The sequence below is a fragment of the Planococcus antarcticus DSM 14505 genome, assembly GCF_001687565.2.
Lineage (GTDB): Bacteria > Bacillota > Bacilli > Bacillales_A > Planococcaceae > Planococcus > Planococcus antarcticus.
Map to the genome: position 1 here is coordinate 2,811,216 of NZ_CP016534.2, position 16,080 is coordinate 2,827,295.

Consider the following 16,080-nt stretch of genomic DNA (forward strand, 5'->3'; position numbering starts at 1 on the left):
AAGAGTCTCCCCGGCGAAATCATTGATTTCACTGGAGGAGACTCTTTTTGATTACTTAACCAACAAGTTTCTGGCTTCTCTAAACTCTTTAATATGGTGATCGATGATACGGCCGTTTTCAATGACCGTGGAATGGCGGATCATGTCTGTCCAATTGCCTTCGACAAAGTTATCAACCATCGGCGAAAATCCTTCGCTCAGTACTTTCGTGACGGTGTGAGGGAACATGGCCGGTGTGTTGTCGACCGTGTAATGGATGATGCCATCCACTGTATAGACGGGATCATCGATGGTCGATGGACGGGACGTCTCGATCTCCATGTTTGGATCACAGCTGACGTCGACGATCATCGCGCCTTTTTTTAAACGTTTCAAATCTTCTTTGTAGATGATGCGGTCTGTGCGGGTAGTGTCCCACATTACACAGTTGACCAAAACATCGTAATTGCCCATGTTTTTCATGAACAAAGATTCCAGCTTGCGGCCGTAAACGTCAACATCAGCGCCTAAACCGTGAAGGATGCGGAGCACCCCTTTGGTCGTGTGGCCATTGCCAAGAACTGCCACTTTTGTTTCGTATGGCATTTTGCCGCAATACTGATAAGCTTGGATGATCGCAGCTTCCCCGGCAACTTCCCGGTTGCGGTAGAAGATGTAACGGCCGTCTTCGAACATTTCTTCCCAGGCAACCACTGTGTGGTCTCCAGCAAGTACTGAGTCGGTAAATTCGATATCTTGAACCGCGTGAGCCCAACCAATCAATAATTTCCCAGGCGTCAATTGATCAAAGTAATCCGCATTACCCAGTTTCACATCGACAATCGCATCACATTGCAGTACCTCTTCGCGCGAAACAAATTGAGCACCGGAAACCTCATATTCGGCATCCGAAAAACCAAGCGCTTCGCCGTAGCCGACTTCAAAGTACAACTGCTCGATGTTCTTGATGTTCGGCATGTCCTTCGGCAAAAGCGCTCTTCTTTTTTCATTGTTTTTATGGCTGATGACAAATCCTATTGTGAAAATAATAAAACCTCCAATTAATGAATGTTGTTAAATCCTGATCGGCTGATAATAGACATTTCATACAGAATAGACCGGACAACCCTCAGAAATTGCCGAGCGAGTTAATATATTAATATCGTTTCCGTATAGCTGATCTATTTTGAATCATAACATATATCGGAAGCAATATATGTATTTTGTATTAGGTATTTTAAATAAAAAAAGGAAGCGTTCACATACGTTTCACAGCTTTATTGAGAAGGCTTTTGTAAGTAGCAAACTCACGGATTCACAGACAAAATTTTGATTTCAGTCTGGTATTTTTAGTCTAGTACAAATTTTGGTAATCATTCTGAAATACTAGACAGGTTTTTCTGCTAAAGTGTTTCTACAAGTGCTGGATACACAAAATAAGGAAAGCGCAGTTTTGCACTTTCCATTTTTTCTCTTGTGCATCTTTCTCAAATCTGACTTATCCCACAAAAAGCACCGGCGGGGTATTCAATAATGGCGTAGCTTCCAGAAGTAATGGCGCCTTCCGGTTGGCGATGAACGATGCCACCGTGATTTCGGCACATTTCGAGGCTTTGCTTCAGGTCCGCAACAGCAAAATAGACAATCCACAGCTGAGGCAATCCTGCATTGACGCCCACCTGATGGCAAATGCCGGCCACCGGTTTGCCGTCAGGCGTATTCATCATGTAATCAGCATATTCCCCCATCTGGAAATCACTATGCTGCCAGCCGATCTCTTCCTTATAAAAATCGCGAACTCCTTTTGCATGATGAACGGTCAAATCTGCCGAAAAGATGGAGCCAGGCTGTCCCTTGCTTTCTTCGGTCATTGGAAACCCTCCCTTTTATTCATTTCCAACATGATTCGCTACAAATTTTTCAAAACCCTTTAAATACAAAAAAAAGCGTCCCGAAAACCCGTCTGATTCAGGAACACTTTTTACGTGTTGGCTTCAGACTAGCTGCTTTTTTAACACATCCACCAAGTACTCCATATCTTCTAAACTATAGCGCTGGTCGCAAGGCAATGGCAGGATATTTGCGGCATACTGGTATTCAATGCTATCTTCTGGACAGTCGGCAAGGACGTTCGGCCACAGCAGCGGAATATAGATGTCCTGCTCCGCCAGCTGTTTTCTGATTGATTGGCCATTCTCCACTAAAATTGGATAAGCAAAAGCCCCTTGCGGCGTGGTCAGCTTTAAGGGATTGTTAGCGCCCAGCTGCTTGTCCAAATAAGCGTAGTTTTCATTTCTTGTCTTTTGTGCCCGGTCATAATCGATAGCGCCCATCAGATTGTGTGTCAGTTTCGACATCGTTCGGAGCGGTGTTGCGTCTAGGACATCGTCATTTCGCTGAAAATCAGAATAGTAGCTGCTGGCAGTTCCCTCATAGCGGCCAATTATGTGCTTCATGCGTTCTGAAGACACGTCCTGTTCGAGCTTCTCGGGCAGGATAGCATCGGTCGCCAAATAAGCGCCGTCCGGCACACCAAAGAATTTGCGACAGGAATAAATGGTATCGATGCCTTCTAGTGGTTCCTGGAAAAATGCGTGGCTGTGATCAAGAATTACCTGTCCAACATGTTGCTTTAACATCAGCGTCTGCTGTTTCGTAAGCTGTCCAAACAAATTAACGATATACAAGTATTCTCCCTGCTCCAGCTGTTTATCGAAAATCGGCTGAAACTCCTGATCGATGTAATAGTATTCAAAACGATATCCATGCTCTACCAGCAGCGTACTGACCGAGTCGCATAAATAATAAGGGATATGCAGTTTCGTGATATTCCGTGCTTTCATCAAATAAAGCAATGTATTCCGTCCAGTATTGAGCGCAATCAATCGATCATAGAATTCATTGCTGACCAGATTGTCCAACCCAAAATATCCGCCTATCTCTTTCATATCAAAATTCCCCCAATTTTACGAATTGTCGCCGGTAAACGACTGGCCGTATCTTAATCAGCTTTTACTGCACCTCAAAGACTCAGAATCGCACCTCGCTGTACCTCAGTTTATCGATACAGGAGATTCACGGGTGCGGTATGCCGGAAATCGCTCGGCATCAGTTGGTGTATTTGCGGCCTGGCACAGCAATTCATAGATTGCCGAGTTCCAGATTTTTTTGCCTGTAAAATACTCCAATTCTTCATTGCGCCCAAATTTTTTCTTAAAAAGATAGAGCTTATCGTCCGGCTCTCCAGTCCGACCACCGCCGTGATGGATCAATTGCTTGCCTTGATCTTTCCCCCACAGCGCGAGGGCATATTGCAGAATATAAGCAGCCGAAAGCTGATGAAACTCCCGAAGTGTTCCGGTAAGATGGACGTGGACAAAGTCGCCGCAGACAAAGTTTAGACTCATGCCAATGATGTTGCCTTCATAAGTCACTTCCACGACTACTAAATAGTCGCCAAGCCAATCAATGCAATTTTGAAAGTATGAATCGCCGAAATAATAAACTGCCTCAGCATCATTACGCTGCATGGTGGAAGTATAAAGTTTCTTGAAGTCCTCTAGATCCTGCGGGTGATCGGTGATCCGGTATTCCACACCGGCTTTCAAGCCATGCCGGATATCTCTTCTGCACGAAGCCGAATATTCTGTGAGAATGGGGTCGTCTACATCCGAGAGTCTGGTCTGGATCGTCTTGCGCTTGAAACTCAAGTCGTAGCAGGAACTGAAATCCAAGTGATTTTTGATGACCGGATGAAAACGGACAAGTTCGGATACAATGCCTTTTTCGAGGCAATACTCACCGAACGCCTGCTGGAAAGAGGCCACCAACTCCGCTCTGTCCTCGTCCATACCGCTGACAATTCGCGGACCGCCATATCCATAAGGCGTCACCAGGTCATAAAAACCTTCACCATCCAGCTTGATTGGAATTTCACGTTTGATGAATAAATGCCGGACTGTTCCTAACTCATGCTTGAAAATAAATTCCTCACATTTGCCATTTTCAATTTTTTCGTACAAACGCCCATAGTCTATCTCAAAGTAAATATCTTTCATCCAGAGGACCTCTTCCCTCACAAGATTGTTTTAAGGATTGATTTCTTTATTGCTCATACTTGCGAACCTGCTACTATTTTATCATTCCATTCTCAAAAAATACAGATAATTAAGATATCTTTCGCGTATAAGTAAGAGTAAGCCGAAAAAAACGCTGCCGAATTCGGCAGCGTTTTTTCTCTTTATTCATTTTCCTGAAACACTGCGAGCGGCAATAATGCGCTTACGATATACTGGCCAGCGTCAACGATTTCGGAAATTTTGAGGTCAACGCACAGGCTGCATAACAGATAGGCATCTTTTGGTTCAAGGCCATAATTCTCAGAGATGTGGTCCACCATAGAGCGGATGGCGTCGCGCGCTGATGCCATCAAATCTGGCCCTACGCCGGTCGTGCCGTAAAAGCCTTTATGGTCGACTTGCGGCGTCAGTGCGCCGGCTGTTTGGAACTGAGGCGCTGGAATCTTTTTGCCTTTGATGAGACGGAATTTCAGCGACGCCTGCATCGAACATTCGAGCGCAGTCACACAAACTTCGCCGTCCCCTTGTGCAGCGTGGCCATCACCGCAGCTGAACATCGCACCTGCGACTTGCACCGGCAGATAAAGCTTCGTGCCGGTAGTTAAGTGGCGTGTGTCCATATTGCCGCCAAATGTCCCAGGCGGCATGACGACTTGCCCTTCAGCATTTGCCGGACCAACGCCCATCGTGCCAAAGAACGGTGTGATCGGTACTTTAATGTTGTCATTGAAATGGATAAAATGGCCATCGCTTAAATCGAAGGTTCTTAAGTATGCATCCGGAAACTCATCCGGTAAAAGTCCTAGCCCCGGCAAAATCGCCATCCACCCCCAGCTTCCCGGCTTCAGGCTCAGTATTTCCACTTCCAATGTATCTCCCGGCTCTGCGCCTCGAACTTCTACTGGACCTGCGAGCGGATAAACTTTCGCCCAGTCAAGTGTCGCGATATCTTCTGTCACAGAATCTTTATTGAATTGATCGTCCGCCACTTCGCGTGTAGAAAAATCTACTTGATCGCCGCTGTCGATCGTCAGCACCGGCTGCGGATCTTTGTCCCACGTGTAATGCACGTGGTCTTCCGGAAATTGATGTGTGTTGGTCATGTAGGATATCCTTTCTTTGTTGAAAAGTCGTATTTTGAGCGTCTTAGAGCACGTTTTTATTATTTAAAGTCGTATTTTTTCCAGTTAAATGGATATACGGTCCAAGTCGAATGATATACTGTCCAAATCACTCTGAATACTGTCCATTAAACGAAAATACTGTCCAAAGCCCCAAAACCCGTTTAATTACCTACAAAACGGAAAGCGCAAGCCTGCGATTTCCGCTTTACATTGAAATTCGCTGGGGTGTAAATTACTTTTTATGCATAATGGATTCTATTTCATGCGCAGAAGATTGTTCTATCTACAACGACATAGAATTTCGCACTTAATTAATCACTTTCAAATTGGGCTTCTGGCCTTTCATCAGCTCCAGCTTTTCGAGTGCATAGGCGACGTTGAGAACTTTTTCCTCTTGAAACGCGGGTCCCATGATTTGCAGGCCGATCGGCAATCCGTCGCGGACGCCGCACGGAATGCTGAGTGCCGGCAGTCCTGTGAGATTGCCTGGTCCCGTAAAGCGGATAACTTCATCTAAGAAACTCAGTGACTTACCGTTTATGTCGACGGTGCTGTCGCCGATTGACGGCGGTAGAAACGGTAGTGTCGGAGAAATGAGTACATCCACTTTTTCAAAAGCCGCCGCAAAATCGAGATTTAGCTTGCGGCGAATTTGCTGGGACTGCACGTAATCGACGCCCGACATCAGCTCGCCCACTTCCAATAAGAAGCGAACGTCTTCGCCAAATTTCTCCGGCTGTTTGACGAGATTATCATGATGGACGGCGCTCGCTTCGGTCGCAATGGTCACCAGTTCCGCAAATTCAGCTTGTGCCAGCGATGGAATCTTCACTACTTCAATCCGTGCTCCGAGCTTTTCGAGTTGTTGCAACGCATTTCGCACAGCTTCATCGACACGGCTGTCAACATTTTTGAAGAAATAACCTTCTTCGATGCCAATGACCAGCCCTTTAACGTCTTCTTTCAATAACCCCGAATAATGTTGTGTTGGCCGGTCGACTGATGTCGGATCTTTTGGATCGTAGCCGCCGAGCACTTCCAAGAGGAGCGCGGCGTCAAAAACGGTTTTTGTCATCGGTCCAATATGATCAAGGCTCCAAGCCAGCGGAAAACAGCCATACTTGCTGATGCGGCCATGCGTCGGTTTTAAACCGATGATGCCACAGCTCGACGCTGGAATCCGGATAGAACCCCCGGTGTCCGTCCCGAGTGAAGCAATCGACATGTTTGCCGCTACCGCCGCACCCGAACCACCACTCGAACCGCCTGGAATTTGGTTTAAATCCCACGGGTTTCGGCAAGCACCGTAATGCGGATTGTTCGTCGTCGCACCCCAGGCGTACTCATGCATATTGAGCTTGCCATGAAACGTCACACCTGATAGTTTAAGCTTCGACACCACGGTCGCATCAAAATCAGCAGTAAACCCTTCGTGGATTTTTGAACCCATCGTCGCTGGCTCGTCTTTGAAATACAGTATATCCTTCAGCGCCATTGGAATGCCATGCAGGAAGCCGCGGTAATTACCGCTTTGAATTTCCTGCTCTGCCTGTCTTGCCGATTCCAATGCCTGCTCTTTTTGGACACGAATAAACGCATTAATATGGCTGTCATAAGCATCCACATTCGACAAAACAGCTTCTGTCAGTTCAACTGGAGAGACTTGTTTGTCGCGCAGCTTTGGTGCCAATTCTCCAATCGATTGTGCTGCCAACTCTGTATTCATGGCCGCTCACCTCCTGGCACATGCGTCAGTGCCATGTCGAAATCCTTCAATTGCGAATTGTCCACCGTTGCCCGCAATTGCTGCACTGCCTGCATCTGTTGCGCCAACATTTCTTGATGCGCCTCTGGTACTTGAATTCCCCGTTCCTCTAAAATCGTATGAATGCCCTCTGCCATAGAAAGTCCCCCCATTTGAATGATTTTAAAACGTCTGAGAATCTGAGCTGTCTATCGATAGTTTAGCATAGTTCGCAGATAGTTCAGAAATTTTAGAGGGGATTTTAACAAAATGAAACCCCGTCCGACAAGATGGTGTCTTGGCGAATAGGGGTTATGGGATGAAGAAGCGTGTAAAATAATATTTCGTGTGAGATGGAACGCATTTCTATCTCTGTGAGTTGCAATTGCGCCTCATTTATCCCAATAAAATGGATATACTTTCTGATTCAGGGCAAATACTTTCACTTTTATTACAAATACTTTCTACTTGAGCTCAAATACTTTCTATAAAAAGCAGAATACTTTCCAGACCTAAAACCCGCTGGATACCCAAAACCGGGAAAGCGCAAGCCTGCGCTTTCCGCCAAGCACTTTCGGTCCCAAGCGGGTTTGACTTGGGACCCGCCCTTGTCCATTCAACGTTCTGCTGTCCGGGCCTTTGACAGCAATGGACGTTCGTTGCTCCAAACAAGGTCTACCGGCAAGCCGAAGAAATCGGAAAGTTGCTCGCTAGTAATCAGCTCGGCGGTATTGCTGGAAGCAAAGACTTTGCCTGCTTTTAGCAGCAAGGTTTTATGAAACTCCGGCAGGATCTCTTCTATGTGATGCGTTGCGTAAATGATGGTCGGACCGCCCGGCTTTTGTGCGATCTCAGCGATCGACTCAAGCAGCTCTTCGCGGGCAATAAAGTTGAGTCCTGCTGTCGGCTCGTCAAGAATGAGCAACTCCGGGTCGGCCATTAAGGCTCGCCCAATCAGCACACGTTGCTTTTCTCCTTGCGACAGCGTTTGGTAATCTCCGGTTGGCGTAACCCATGCACCCGAGCTCATAGAGAATGTTGACGCTTTTTTGGTCGATTGCTTCTGTTGTTTCCTGGTGCAAGCCGAGAGAGGCGAACGCATCGCTCAAAACCACTTCGTTGGCAGCTTCTGCTGAACAGAAGCTGCCACAAAGCCGATTTGGCTACGCAGTTTTTCCGCCAGATACGTCTTGCCGAACTCCAGGCAAAGCACTGTGATTTTTCTTTCTGTCGGGAAAAAATAGGCAGTGATCAAATCCAGTAGTGAAGTTTTACCGGCACCATTCAAACCGTAAAGCACCCAGTGTTCACCTTGTTGAACTTGCCAATCGACTCTGTCCAACAACAAGTTGTCGTCTCTTCGCCGCGTGACGCCTTCGAGCTCTAAAATCATCCTCATAGACGGATGTCCTCTCTCCTGCGAACATGGACAAAGGTCCCTCCCGAGAGTGGATCGGCTTGCCGCAATCCGCCAAAATCAAGATCTGTCAGCTTCTCGATTTGTTCGATTGGCACCTGATATGTCTCAAACTGGCCGTAGACAAATTCCAAGTCGCCACCGATCAAATCCTCTTGCGTCTGTAGATAGGCAGTGGCTGACAGGGACGTGCCGTCCTTGATCATCACCGCCACTTTCCAGAACTGATCCGGAATCTTTGCATCGCGGTAGCTGACATCATCTTGTCGGAACACCGGGCCTGTAAACACTGAAATCTTCATCCCAAATTCTCGGGCGTTATCCAACAGATAATCCTCCAAGTCGAGCCACGCTTTCTGGTTAAAATTCTTATGCTGCGGCGAACAATTGGTAAAGTGGAACGTGTGCTCATTGGCCTTGACCGCATCAATTCCCCAGTTCGGATCGCGGCGACGGACTAAATGGCCGCGGTCGATGTCGTTTGATTGATAAAATTCGGGTCCGATTTGATAGGCTTCCTCAATCCTCGGATCGAAATACCACCGGTCGTTGCCGCGTTTGACGTCGACCAACTGATCACCATCGATGTTAACAGCGGTGTAAAATGCCAGACGGCGCGACTTGCTCATGGCAATCGAGAAATGCGTATAATCCAGCACGGTTTTGCCATCTACCGTTTGCGCTGTATCTTTTGTCAATGCTTTGCCGAGAACCGGCAATGGCACTTTAAATCCAGCACCCAGAAATGCGGGGTCGTAACCGGAAACACCTGCATACCAATCAGCTGACAAAATCCCGACTTCCATCGGCGTTGTGGACCTCCCCGGCATAACAACAGCCAGCAATTTATCCAGCAGCTTGCGCGAGCGTTCATTTTCTAAACCGCTCCGCTTGTCACTGAGATGTTGGATAATCGAACTGATGCGTATGCCTTCATTGGCGATCCAACGATTATTATCCGTTGGATCTGGAATGCCTGCATGGTGCAGTGCGACGACCATCCACTGGTCATTGAAAACGGGTGAACCTGATGAGCCCGGTTCTGTGTCGCTGACGTAATGGATAAAATCGGAGGAGATGAATTTAACTTCATTTTCACGGATGGTAATTGCTTTTGGACCGCCGTTTGGATGCTGGATAATGGTCACGTACTCACCCTCCAAAATTTTTCCCGGCTTTGGCAACAGCGGTAAATAGCCAAAATCAGCTAGCGAAACGGCACTCAGATTGTTCTCCTCGACCGCCACCAGTGTAAAATCCAACGCCTCATCGGTAACAAAAAGCGCCTCCGGATCCAGCCGGAAGCTGATGATTTCGAGTGGCATGAACTGGACATCGTCCTCGTAGTTGAATTCTGCCACCGCATACATCGCAGCTTCAGCCGTTTCCAATACGTGGTTATTTGTCAGCAGCAAGTTCGGCGCCACCAGAAATCCAGTACCGTAACCTTCTAACTGCCCTGAGCGACCGCGGATTGAAATGCGGCAAACAGCTTTGCTGACATTGAGACCTGCTTGTAGGTGCGCTATCGGAAACAAATCACTTTTGTTAATGATCCGCTCCATCGCTAAATTGTCATGATGATTAATGATGCTCGACCGCGTTATCATCTTCTCCGTCGACGTGACCTGACGATTCTCCGCATTGTGCTCTTTCTCAAAAGCCAAATACCGTTTCAACGCCTCTTGTTGAATCTGTCCCATTTTGTTGACCATCCTTTCCCAGCCCCTTCCGGCGAATAAACATTATTTTTCAATAAAAAATTTAATATTCTATTAATTTACTTTAAAAAAAGTTTATCACAAATAGATACAGAAAACCCATTCCGCTATTCGGAATGGGTTTTCGATGATCCGCTTAAACTCAATCATTTCTTGTTGTCATTCTTCACAAATGTCTCTTCGCCGGTTTTCGGATCGCGTGTACTGTTTTTGCCGGCAGATTCCCAGCCTTCGTCGCTGCCGCTCAGCATCTCGCTGGTCTTCTTAACAACTTTATCGAATGTCGATTTCTCTGCATCTCCATTGTTTTCAGGATTTCTTCCTTGTGCGTCGTTTTTAGTCATGTTGCATCCCTCCAGAATCTGTAGTCGTTGTACTTTACCCGCTGGTGGCTAAAATAATCCCATCTTGTGAGAGGAGGCACCTGGTAAAACTAGTCCAGTAGAATAAAACTTCCTGAATGCCCAAAACCATGGAAAGCGCAGGCCTGCGCTTTCCGCTTGAAAATCGCGTTTCTGTTGCCGCGGACAGTAGTTGGTATATATTGCAACGGCAACGGACAGTAGTTGGTGTATAACCGACTGTATATTGTGCATAATGGATTGCATTTCGTTGATTGGGCTAAATCTATGCATGATTTATTCCACTTAATTGGATATACTTTCTAATTTGAGGCAAATACTTTCCGTTTGCCCCCAAATACTTTCCGTTACGACTAGAATACTTTCCATTACGATCAGAATACTTTCTGCACCACAAAAAAACCAACGCCAGGCTCAAAAAAGCTCGTCGCTGGCTTTATTCTTCCTCTAAATGGCTTGGTCTCTTTTAGGGCGCATCTAGGGGATGCCATCGACCTTTCAGTAGTTGCCATACTTGTCGCACACCAATTCTATCTCGGCAATTTTTTTCCATGCGGATAGCTTTCATCACCTTTCCCAAGGCTACTTCGACGACAAACGACCGATTCATTACAAAAAATGCTTAGAGTTCCGAACTAATGGGTATACACTGAATCTAACCAAATTAAGACAAAAGGAGAAATGCTACATGGACTTTATTACATTGAACAACGGGAAAAAAATGCCGCAGCTGGGCTTTGGTGTCTGGCAGGTTGAAGACGATCAGGCAACTGCATCGGTTGCGAAAGCACTCGAGACAGGTTATACGTCGATCGATACCGCGATGATTTATAAGAATGAAAAAGGCGTCGGCAAAGCATTGAAGGAAACTTCCGTGCCGCGCGAAGACCTGTTCATCACGACGAAAGTCTGGAACAGCGACCAAGGCTACGAAAATACCTTGACTGCATTTGATGAAAGCCTCGAGCGCCTCGGCCTCGATTATGTTGACCTGTATTTGATCCACTGGCCAACTCCGGAATTTGATACTTATATCGATACGTATAAAGCATTGGAAAAGCTGTACAAAGATGGCCGCGTCAAATCAATTGGCGTCTGCAACTTTGAAGTCGAGCACTTAGAGCGTCTGCTTGCTGAATGCGTCGTTCCACCGGTCTTGAACCAGGTCGAATGCCATCCGTACTTGGCACAAAACGATTTGAAAGAATTCTGCGCCAAGCATAATATTTTCGTTGAAGCTTGGAGCCCGCTTGATCAGGGCGGAGAAGTGCTGAAGGATGAGTCTATCCAGAAAATCGCTGAAGCCAAAGGCAAGTCACCGGCTCAGATCGTCTTGCGCTGGCATTTGCAAAGCGACACGATTGTTATTCCGAAATCCGTCACGCCGTCACGCATCGAGAAAAACTTCAATGTCTTCGATTTCGAATTGACGGAAGCCGAGATGAATGAAATCCATGCTTTGAATAAAGACCGTCGCAAAGGCGCTCACCCAAATGAAATGAATGTACGTTAATTGGTTAAAAGCCGCCTCTTTAGAAGTAGAAGAGGCGGCTTTTCCTGTTATTTTCAATTTCCGGCATAACTCCCGCTGAAAACGGGTAAATTCCACTTAATAGAACTTATTAGAGGAGGAGAAGCCGTTGAGACATCTACTTGCACTTGCTATTAAATTCGTTATGGTGACCGTTGTCCTTTTAATTGTCCTGACTTTGTCCTTTGACGTATCGTTCGTCAATACCCTGCTGATCAGCCTGGCGCTGACGGCATTGTCCTATGCGGTGGGCGACATCATGATTTTCCTGAATGCGGGAAGCCCGGAAAACCAGTCGGCGCGCAATACCGTTGCGACCCTTGTCGATTTCGTCATGGCATTCCTAGTCATCTGGCTGATTGGTTGGCTGTTGACTGGTGAAAATTTCGCAATGGCTACACCAGCGCTGCTTTCCGCATTGGTCATAGCGGGCGGGGAATGGTTCTTCCATTTATACGTCGATCGCTCCGTGGTGCCTGAGTACAACAATTATAAGTCGGCTAAAGGATGAGTAGAACCTAGCCATCAGAAAAGGCAGTTCCTAATCTTTTAGATTAGGAACTGCCTTTTCTCTGTGGGTACTGTTTTCTTCACCTACTGCTTTAGCACCCCAATAACTCTTCCGTTAATGTAGACATCTTCACTTCGCATGATGATTGGTTCATAGCTCGTGTTTTCTGAGACTAGAATAATTTCACTGCCCATTGGCATTTATTTTTTCATGGTCGCTTCGCCGTCGATGACCGCAATAACAATATCGCCATTGGAAGCGGTGTTTTGTTGGTGAACAATAACAATGTCGCCTTTATCGATTCCAGCACCATTCATGCTGTCACCAGTAACTGTCAGAGAGAAAGTTTCACTAGGAGATACCACCCATTCACGCGGCAAGGTATGAATCGTCTCATAGGCTTCGGTTGCCAGTGTTGGCAGTCCGGCAGCAACATTGCCGATCAGTGGAACTGTTACTGTCTCGTGGACCTGCACGAGAACTTCCTGTCCCGCTTCTCTCACTTCTATCTGATCGCTTTCATCCCGATCTTCTGCGTAGTCGTAATACCGACCATTTTTGAGATTCATATAGACACGCCGGCTTTTTGTATCCGGCAGAAACTGAGCCTGGCATTTTGGCAGATCCTGTACTTCGTCTCCCTTGCGATCGATAATTTTGACTTCAAGCCCGTCAGTTGCGATTCCGTAAAATGCCTGGCTGTCCGCTTCCATATAGCTTTTCAGTTGCAAGACAGCATCCTCGATACCACTCCCAAAGCGCTTTACTTCCGCAATAATATACGGTCTCGCTTTCTCAGCCATATAGACTTGAACTGCAATATCACAATAGCCTTTTTTCGAAAACTGCTGTACTGGAAACTCCAGTTCCATCAGTTCGTATGGATAGCCATAGGTTTCATGAAGTTCACGGACTAGCCATTGGCGGGTGACTTCTTCTTTGGAATGTAGGTCAACTAATTGATCCGCCAAACGGTATTCAGTCATGCTGATGGATTCGAATGGACGAAGAGAAGCATCCTTTTTCATTCGCAAATGATTCCGGTTAATTTCCTTTACAAAGCTGGAAGGCTTTTTCACTGAAGACATATAAAGTAGCTCATTTGCACGTGTCATTCCGACATACAGCAATTTCCGCTCATCCGATTCGACCGTCTTCTGATCCTCAGCATCCGCATACAAATCCTGAGGGATCAATCCGCTGTTGAGGTCAATCAGGAAAATGACTTTGAACTCTAGCCCCTTGATCGAATGCATGGTCACTAGTTTCACTTTGTCGGATTCAAAATCCGGATTTGTGCTTTGCAGAATTTCGCACGGGATTCCGGCCTTTTCCAGATCGGATGATGCACTTTCAATATTCCGTTTTCCCCTTGCAACAATGCACATCTCTGACAAGGCATAATCATTCTGTAGCCGGGCAATTTCTTCCGCCAGAAAATGGACTTGTTGCTGCGGCGTCATAAAGAACCGATAAATCGGCGGATGCCCGTGGCGATCGATCAATGCCGGTTTAACGAAATCGACATTCGACTGAATGCTTTCATCCGCTTCGATCAAATGAAAAGCCGCCGTCGAGATTTCTGTCGTCGTCCGGTAGTTCTTGCTCAATGTCCGAGATTTCCCGCTCATATCGTAGCCGATGGTAGTGAACGGCCGCCCTTTGCCAAGCCAGGACTGCGGATAGATGCTCTGCGTATTATCTGCCACAAACATCAGCGAAGAATAATCCTTCTCTTTATACAGTTCCTTCAGAAACTCCAGCTGGACGCGCGTCAAATCCTGACTTTCGTCGATGATGATATGTGTATATTGCCCGGCCGCGCTTTTGCGCAATTCTTCTAGAGCGTAGAGATTCATCTGTTTGAATGTGGTGAGCCCTGCTCCTTCAAGCAGCTGCCGAAATACGTTCATGACTTCGTAGATAGCTTGACGCGTCTGCGAGTTCTTCAGTAATTTCTGAGGTGTCCCACTATTTCCAGATGCCCTTCCGATTCGGTCGACGGATTGATAGGTTTCTACATCCACCATTGAACAGGAATGGATCCACTCTATTTCATCCAATAGGAATTTACTGTTTTTCGGTAACAGCAGTTTGACATCTGGATAGGATTTTTTCACTTCGTGGATGGCTTGAATCATAACTTTGTGGATTTTTTCCACCGAAGCAATTTCGAGTTTTTCTCCAATCCGCTTCTGATACCGCCTGAACTCCTTAAACATCAGGCTGTCGATTGTTGTAATTTCCACTTCTGCATCCGCAGCGAAAAAGCGTTCCGCTTCCTGCATTTCTTTTTCAGCCATCCGTTCATACTGATGCTTTATGTAATGAAGCAAGGTCTTGTTATATGTGACCAGCAAAATCTTGTCATCTTCCTCGTGGCAATAATGATCCAGTAGAAAATGAATTCTGCGAATATCGACAGTTGTCTTGCCTGAACCTGCTACCCCTTTTACGAGCATTGGACCTGATGGTTCCAGTTCAACAATACGGCGTTGTTCCATATTCAACTTCAATGATAACACCCCTCCACATTTACAACTTCTACCTATATTATAAGAATATTGTCGCATAATAGCAAAGTCTAATACTAGTCACGCATTTTTACAGAACTCAAGGTTAAGCATTGGGTCTGATTTCACTTGAAACCACTTTTGCACTATCGCAAATTTCTTAGAGTCGCTCTTTTTCATTAGAAGTTCCTATGTTTCTCTCCATTATGAATCGTTTTATATCACAAGATAAATAAAAGGTTCATTCGAAATCGATTGATTTCGAATGAACCTTTTTCTCTAGCATATTTTACCAACTGAATCGCTTCATTCACCGGAAATCATCCTATCTAAAACCTGTCCAAAACGAAAAGCCTGACATTTCGCAGACCTTTCTGACTCACCTAAAGTGTTTTTCCACAAACTCTTGTTCCTGCTCAGTACTCATCAGCCCGGTCGCACGGCCGACAGTACCATCTTGCCAATCCCAAATAGTGTTGTGAACATGCACGGCATTGGCAAAATCGCCTTGTTTCCAATCGGTCAACGCCGACTCATAAAAATCGGCATGTTCATAATGCGTCTGATTGGCTTTGACGATCGTCAGCAAATTGTTGATGTTGTCAGTTGTCATCTCAACAGCGCCTCTTTTTTTGCTAGCAACGATTTTCTGGTGTGTCATCTGATGAAGGTAGATTTGTAGCTGTCCTTCATCCATATCGGCTTCTACATTTTTGGCTGTGCTTTTCTCGGTTGTATTTGCTTCGGTCCCGCTATCCTGGCGCCCTTCGATATCTTCCGCTACCTCTGTTATTTCTCCGTCACTCGAAGAATGCTGCATGACGAAATAATAACCGGCTGCTGCCAACAATGCCAATACGCCAAAGCTTACTCCGATTGTTTTCAAAATCGATTTCATTTTTCTGCAACTCCTGACATAGATCTTTTTCTGCTGTTCACGACTTTATCCCCATCTTATTATGAAGAACACTCGAATAGGTTTCAACCCTTTTTATGGAAATCATGAAATCGTCCGCTGTGAAATACTATAAAACAGTAAGCTTCCCCCAAACTAAAAGAACGCCATCTTCGAAATCCATTGATTTCAAAGATGGCGTTC

General features: G+C 46.1%; 13 protein-coding genes and 1 pseudogene. 2 read left to right on the plus strand and 12 right to left on the minus strand.

Annotated features, from left to right (window positions below; genetic code table 11):
* Window positions 1-51 precede the first annotated feature (51 nt).
* The 10 genes and pseudogenes from BBH88_RS13955 to BBH88_RS14000 all read right to left on the minus strand — a co-directional run bounded on the left by BBH88_RS13955 (window position 52) and on the right by BBH88_RS14000 (window position 10,408).
* On the minus strand, window positions 52-1,026 hold the full coding sequence (locus BBH88_RS13955) for a N(5)-(carboxyethyl)ornithine synthase (protein ID WP_083387788.1): 975 nt from the start codon (window positions 1,024-1,026) through the stop codon (window positions 52-54).
* A gap of 440 nt (window positions 1,027-1,466) precedes the next feature.
* The gene (locus tag BBH88_RS13960; protein WP_065536655.1) at window positions 1,467-1,850 is read right to left on the minus strand and encodes a VOC family protein; all 384 of its coding nucleotides are present in this window, start codon (window positions 1,848-1,850) and stop codon (window positions 1,467-1,469) included.
* A gap of 123 nt (window positions 1,851-1,973) precedes the next feature.
* Window positions 1,974-2,927 carry a hypothetical protein gene (locus tag BBH88_RS13965; protein ID WP_065536654.1) on the minus strand — a complete coding sequence of 318 codons (954 nt, stop codon included), beginning with the start codon at window positions 2,925-2,927 and terminating at the stop codon, window positions 1,974-1,976.
* A 105-nt stretch (window positions 2,928-3,032) separates the two neighbouring features.
* Window positions 3,033-4,037 (minus strand): GNAT family N-acetyltransferase, encoded by a 1,005-nt coding sequence (locus tag BBH88_RS13970; protein ID WP_006830488.1) that lies wholly within the window; start codon window positions 4,035-4,037, stop codon window positions 3,033-3,035.
* A 182-nt stretch (window positions 4,038-4,219) separates the two neighbouring features.
* Complete coding sequence (locus BBH88_RS13975; RefSeq protein WP_065536653.1) at window positions 4,220-5,161, minus strand: acetamidase/formamidase family protein; 942 nt, start codon at window positions 5,159-5,161, stop codon at window positions 4,220-4,222.
* A gap of 328 nt (window positions 5,162-5,489) precedes the next feature.
* Window positions 5,490-6,908 carry an amidase gene (locus BBH88_RS13980; RefSeq protein WP_006830486.1) on the minus strand — a complete coding sequence of 473 codons (1,419 nt, stop codon included), beginning with the start codon at window positions 6,906-6,908 and terminating at the stop codon, window positions 5,490-5,492.
* Complete coding sequence (locus BBH88_RS13985) at window positions 6,905-7,084, minus strand: hypothetical protein (RefSeq protein WP_006830485.1); 180 nt, start codon at window positions 7,082-7,084, stop codon at window positions 6,905-6,907. The genes BBH88_RS13980 and BBH88_RS13985 overlap by 4 nt, the downstream gene beginning before the upstream one ends.
* Before the next feature lie 458 nt (window positions 7,085-7,542).
* Window positions 7,543-8,325, minus strand: a pseudogene (locus BBH88_RS13990) (ABC transporter ATP-binding protein).
* Window positions 8,322-10,058, minus strand: a complete 1,737-nt coding sequence (locus BBH88_RS13995) for a DNA/RNA non-specific endonuclease (protein WP_006830484.1) — start codon at window positions 10,056-10,058, stop codon at window positions 8,322-8,324. Before BBH88_RS13995 ends, BBH88_RS13990 begins: the two are co-directional and overlap by 4 nt.
* A gap of 152 nt (window positions 10,059-10,210) precedes the next feature.
* A complete protein-coding gene (locus BBH88_RS14000; RefSeq protein WP_006830483.1) occupies window positions 10,211-10,408 on the minus strand; it encodes a hypothetical protein in 198 nt (65 codons plus the stop codon).
* Window positions 10,409-11,114: 706 nt separating this feature from the next.
* On the opposite strand from BBH88_RS14000, the gene BBH88_RS14010 reads away from it, so the two are divergent.
* Entirely contained in the window at window positions 11,115-11,939 is an 825-nt protein-coding gene (locus BBH88_RS14010) for an aldo/keto reductase (protein ID WP_065536651.1), read from the plus strand.
* Window positions 11,940-12,066: 127 nt separating this feature from the next.
* Window positions 12,067-12,468, plus strand: coding sequence for a DUF2512 family protein (locus BBH88_RS14015; RefSeq protein WP_006830480.1), 402 nt, complete (start codon window positions 12,067-12,069; stop codon window positions 12,466-12,468).
* A 200-nt stretch (window positions 12,469-12,668) separates the two neighbouring features.
* Here the strand turns inward: BBH88_RS14015 and BBH88_RS14020 are convergent, their stop codons facing one another.
* The gene (locus BBH88_RS14020) at window positions 12,669-14,984 is read right to left on the minus strand and encodes a 3'-5' exonuclease (RefSeq protein WP_238323325.1); all 2,316 of its coding nucleotides are present in this window, start codon (window positions 14,982-14,984) and stop codon (window positions 12,669-12,671) included.
* A gap of 376 nt (window positions 14,985-15,360) precedes the next feature.
* Window positions 15,361-15,879, minus strand: a complete 519-nt coding sequence (locus BBH88_RS14025) for a DUF6241 domain-containing protein (RefSeq protein ID WP_006830478.1) — start codon at window positions 15,877-15,879, stop codon at window positions 15,361-15,363.
* Window positions 15,880-16,080 lie beyond the last annotated feature (201 nt).

Excerpts from the sequence above, each read along its gene's own strand:
- BBH88_RS13960 (WP_065536655.1), bottom strand. The coding sequence starts at position 1,850 with ATGACCGAAGAAAGCAAGGGACAGCCTGGCTCCATCTTTTCGGCAGAT.
- BBH88_RS13965 (WP_065536654.1), bottom strand. The coding sequence starts at position 2,927 with ATGAAAGAGATAGGCGGATATTTTGGGTTGGACAATCTGGTCAGCAAT.
- BBH88_RS13970 (WP_006830488.1), bottom strand. The coding sequence starts at position 4,037 with ATGAAAGATATTTACTTTGAGATAGACTATGGGCGTTTGTACGAAAAA.
- BBH88_RS13975 (WP_065536653.1), bottom strand. The coding sequence starts at position 5,161 with ATGACCAACACACATCAATTTCCGGAAGACCACGTGCATTACACGTGG.
- BBH88_RS13980 (WP_006830486.1), bottom strand. The coding sequence starts at position 6,908 with ATGAATACAGAGTTGGCAGCACAATCGATTGGAGAATTGGCACCAAAG.
- BBH88_RS13985 (WP_006830485.1), bottom strand. The coding sequence starts at position 7,084 with ATGGCAGAGGGCATTCATACGATTTTAGAGGAACGGGGAATTCAAGTA.
- BBH88_RS13995 (WP_006830484.1), bottom strand. The coding sequence starts at position 10,058 with ATGGTCAACAAAATGGGACAGATTCAACAAGAGGCGTTGAAACGGTAT.
- BBH88_RS14000 (WP_006830483.1), bottom strand. The coding sequence starts at position 10,408 with ATGACTAAAAACGACGCACAAGGAAGAAATCCTGAAAACAATGGAGAT.
- BBH88_RS14010 (WP_065536651.1), top strand. The coding sequence starts at position 11,115 with ATGGACTTTATTACATTGAACAACGGGAAAAAAATGCCGCAGCTGGGC.
- BBH88_RS14025 (WP_006830478.1), bottom strand. The coding sequence starts at position 15,879 with ATGAAATCGATTTTGAAAACAATCGGAGTAAGCTTTGGCGTATTGGCA.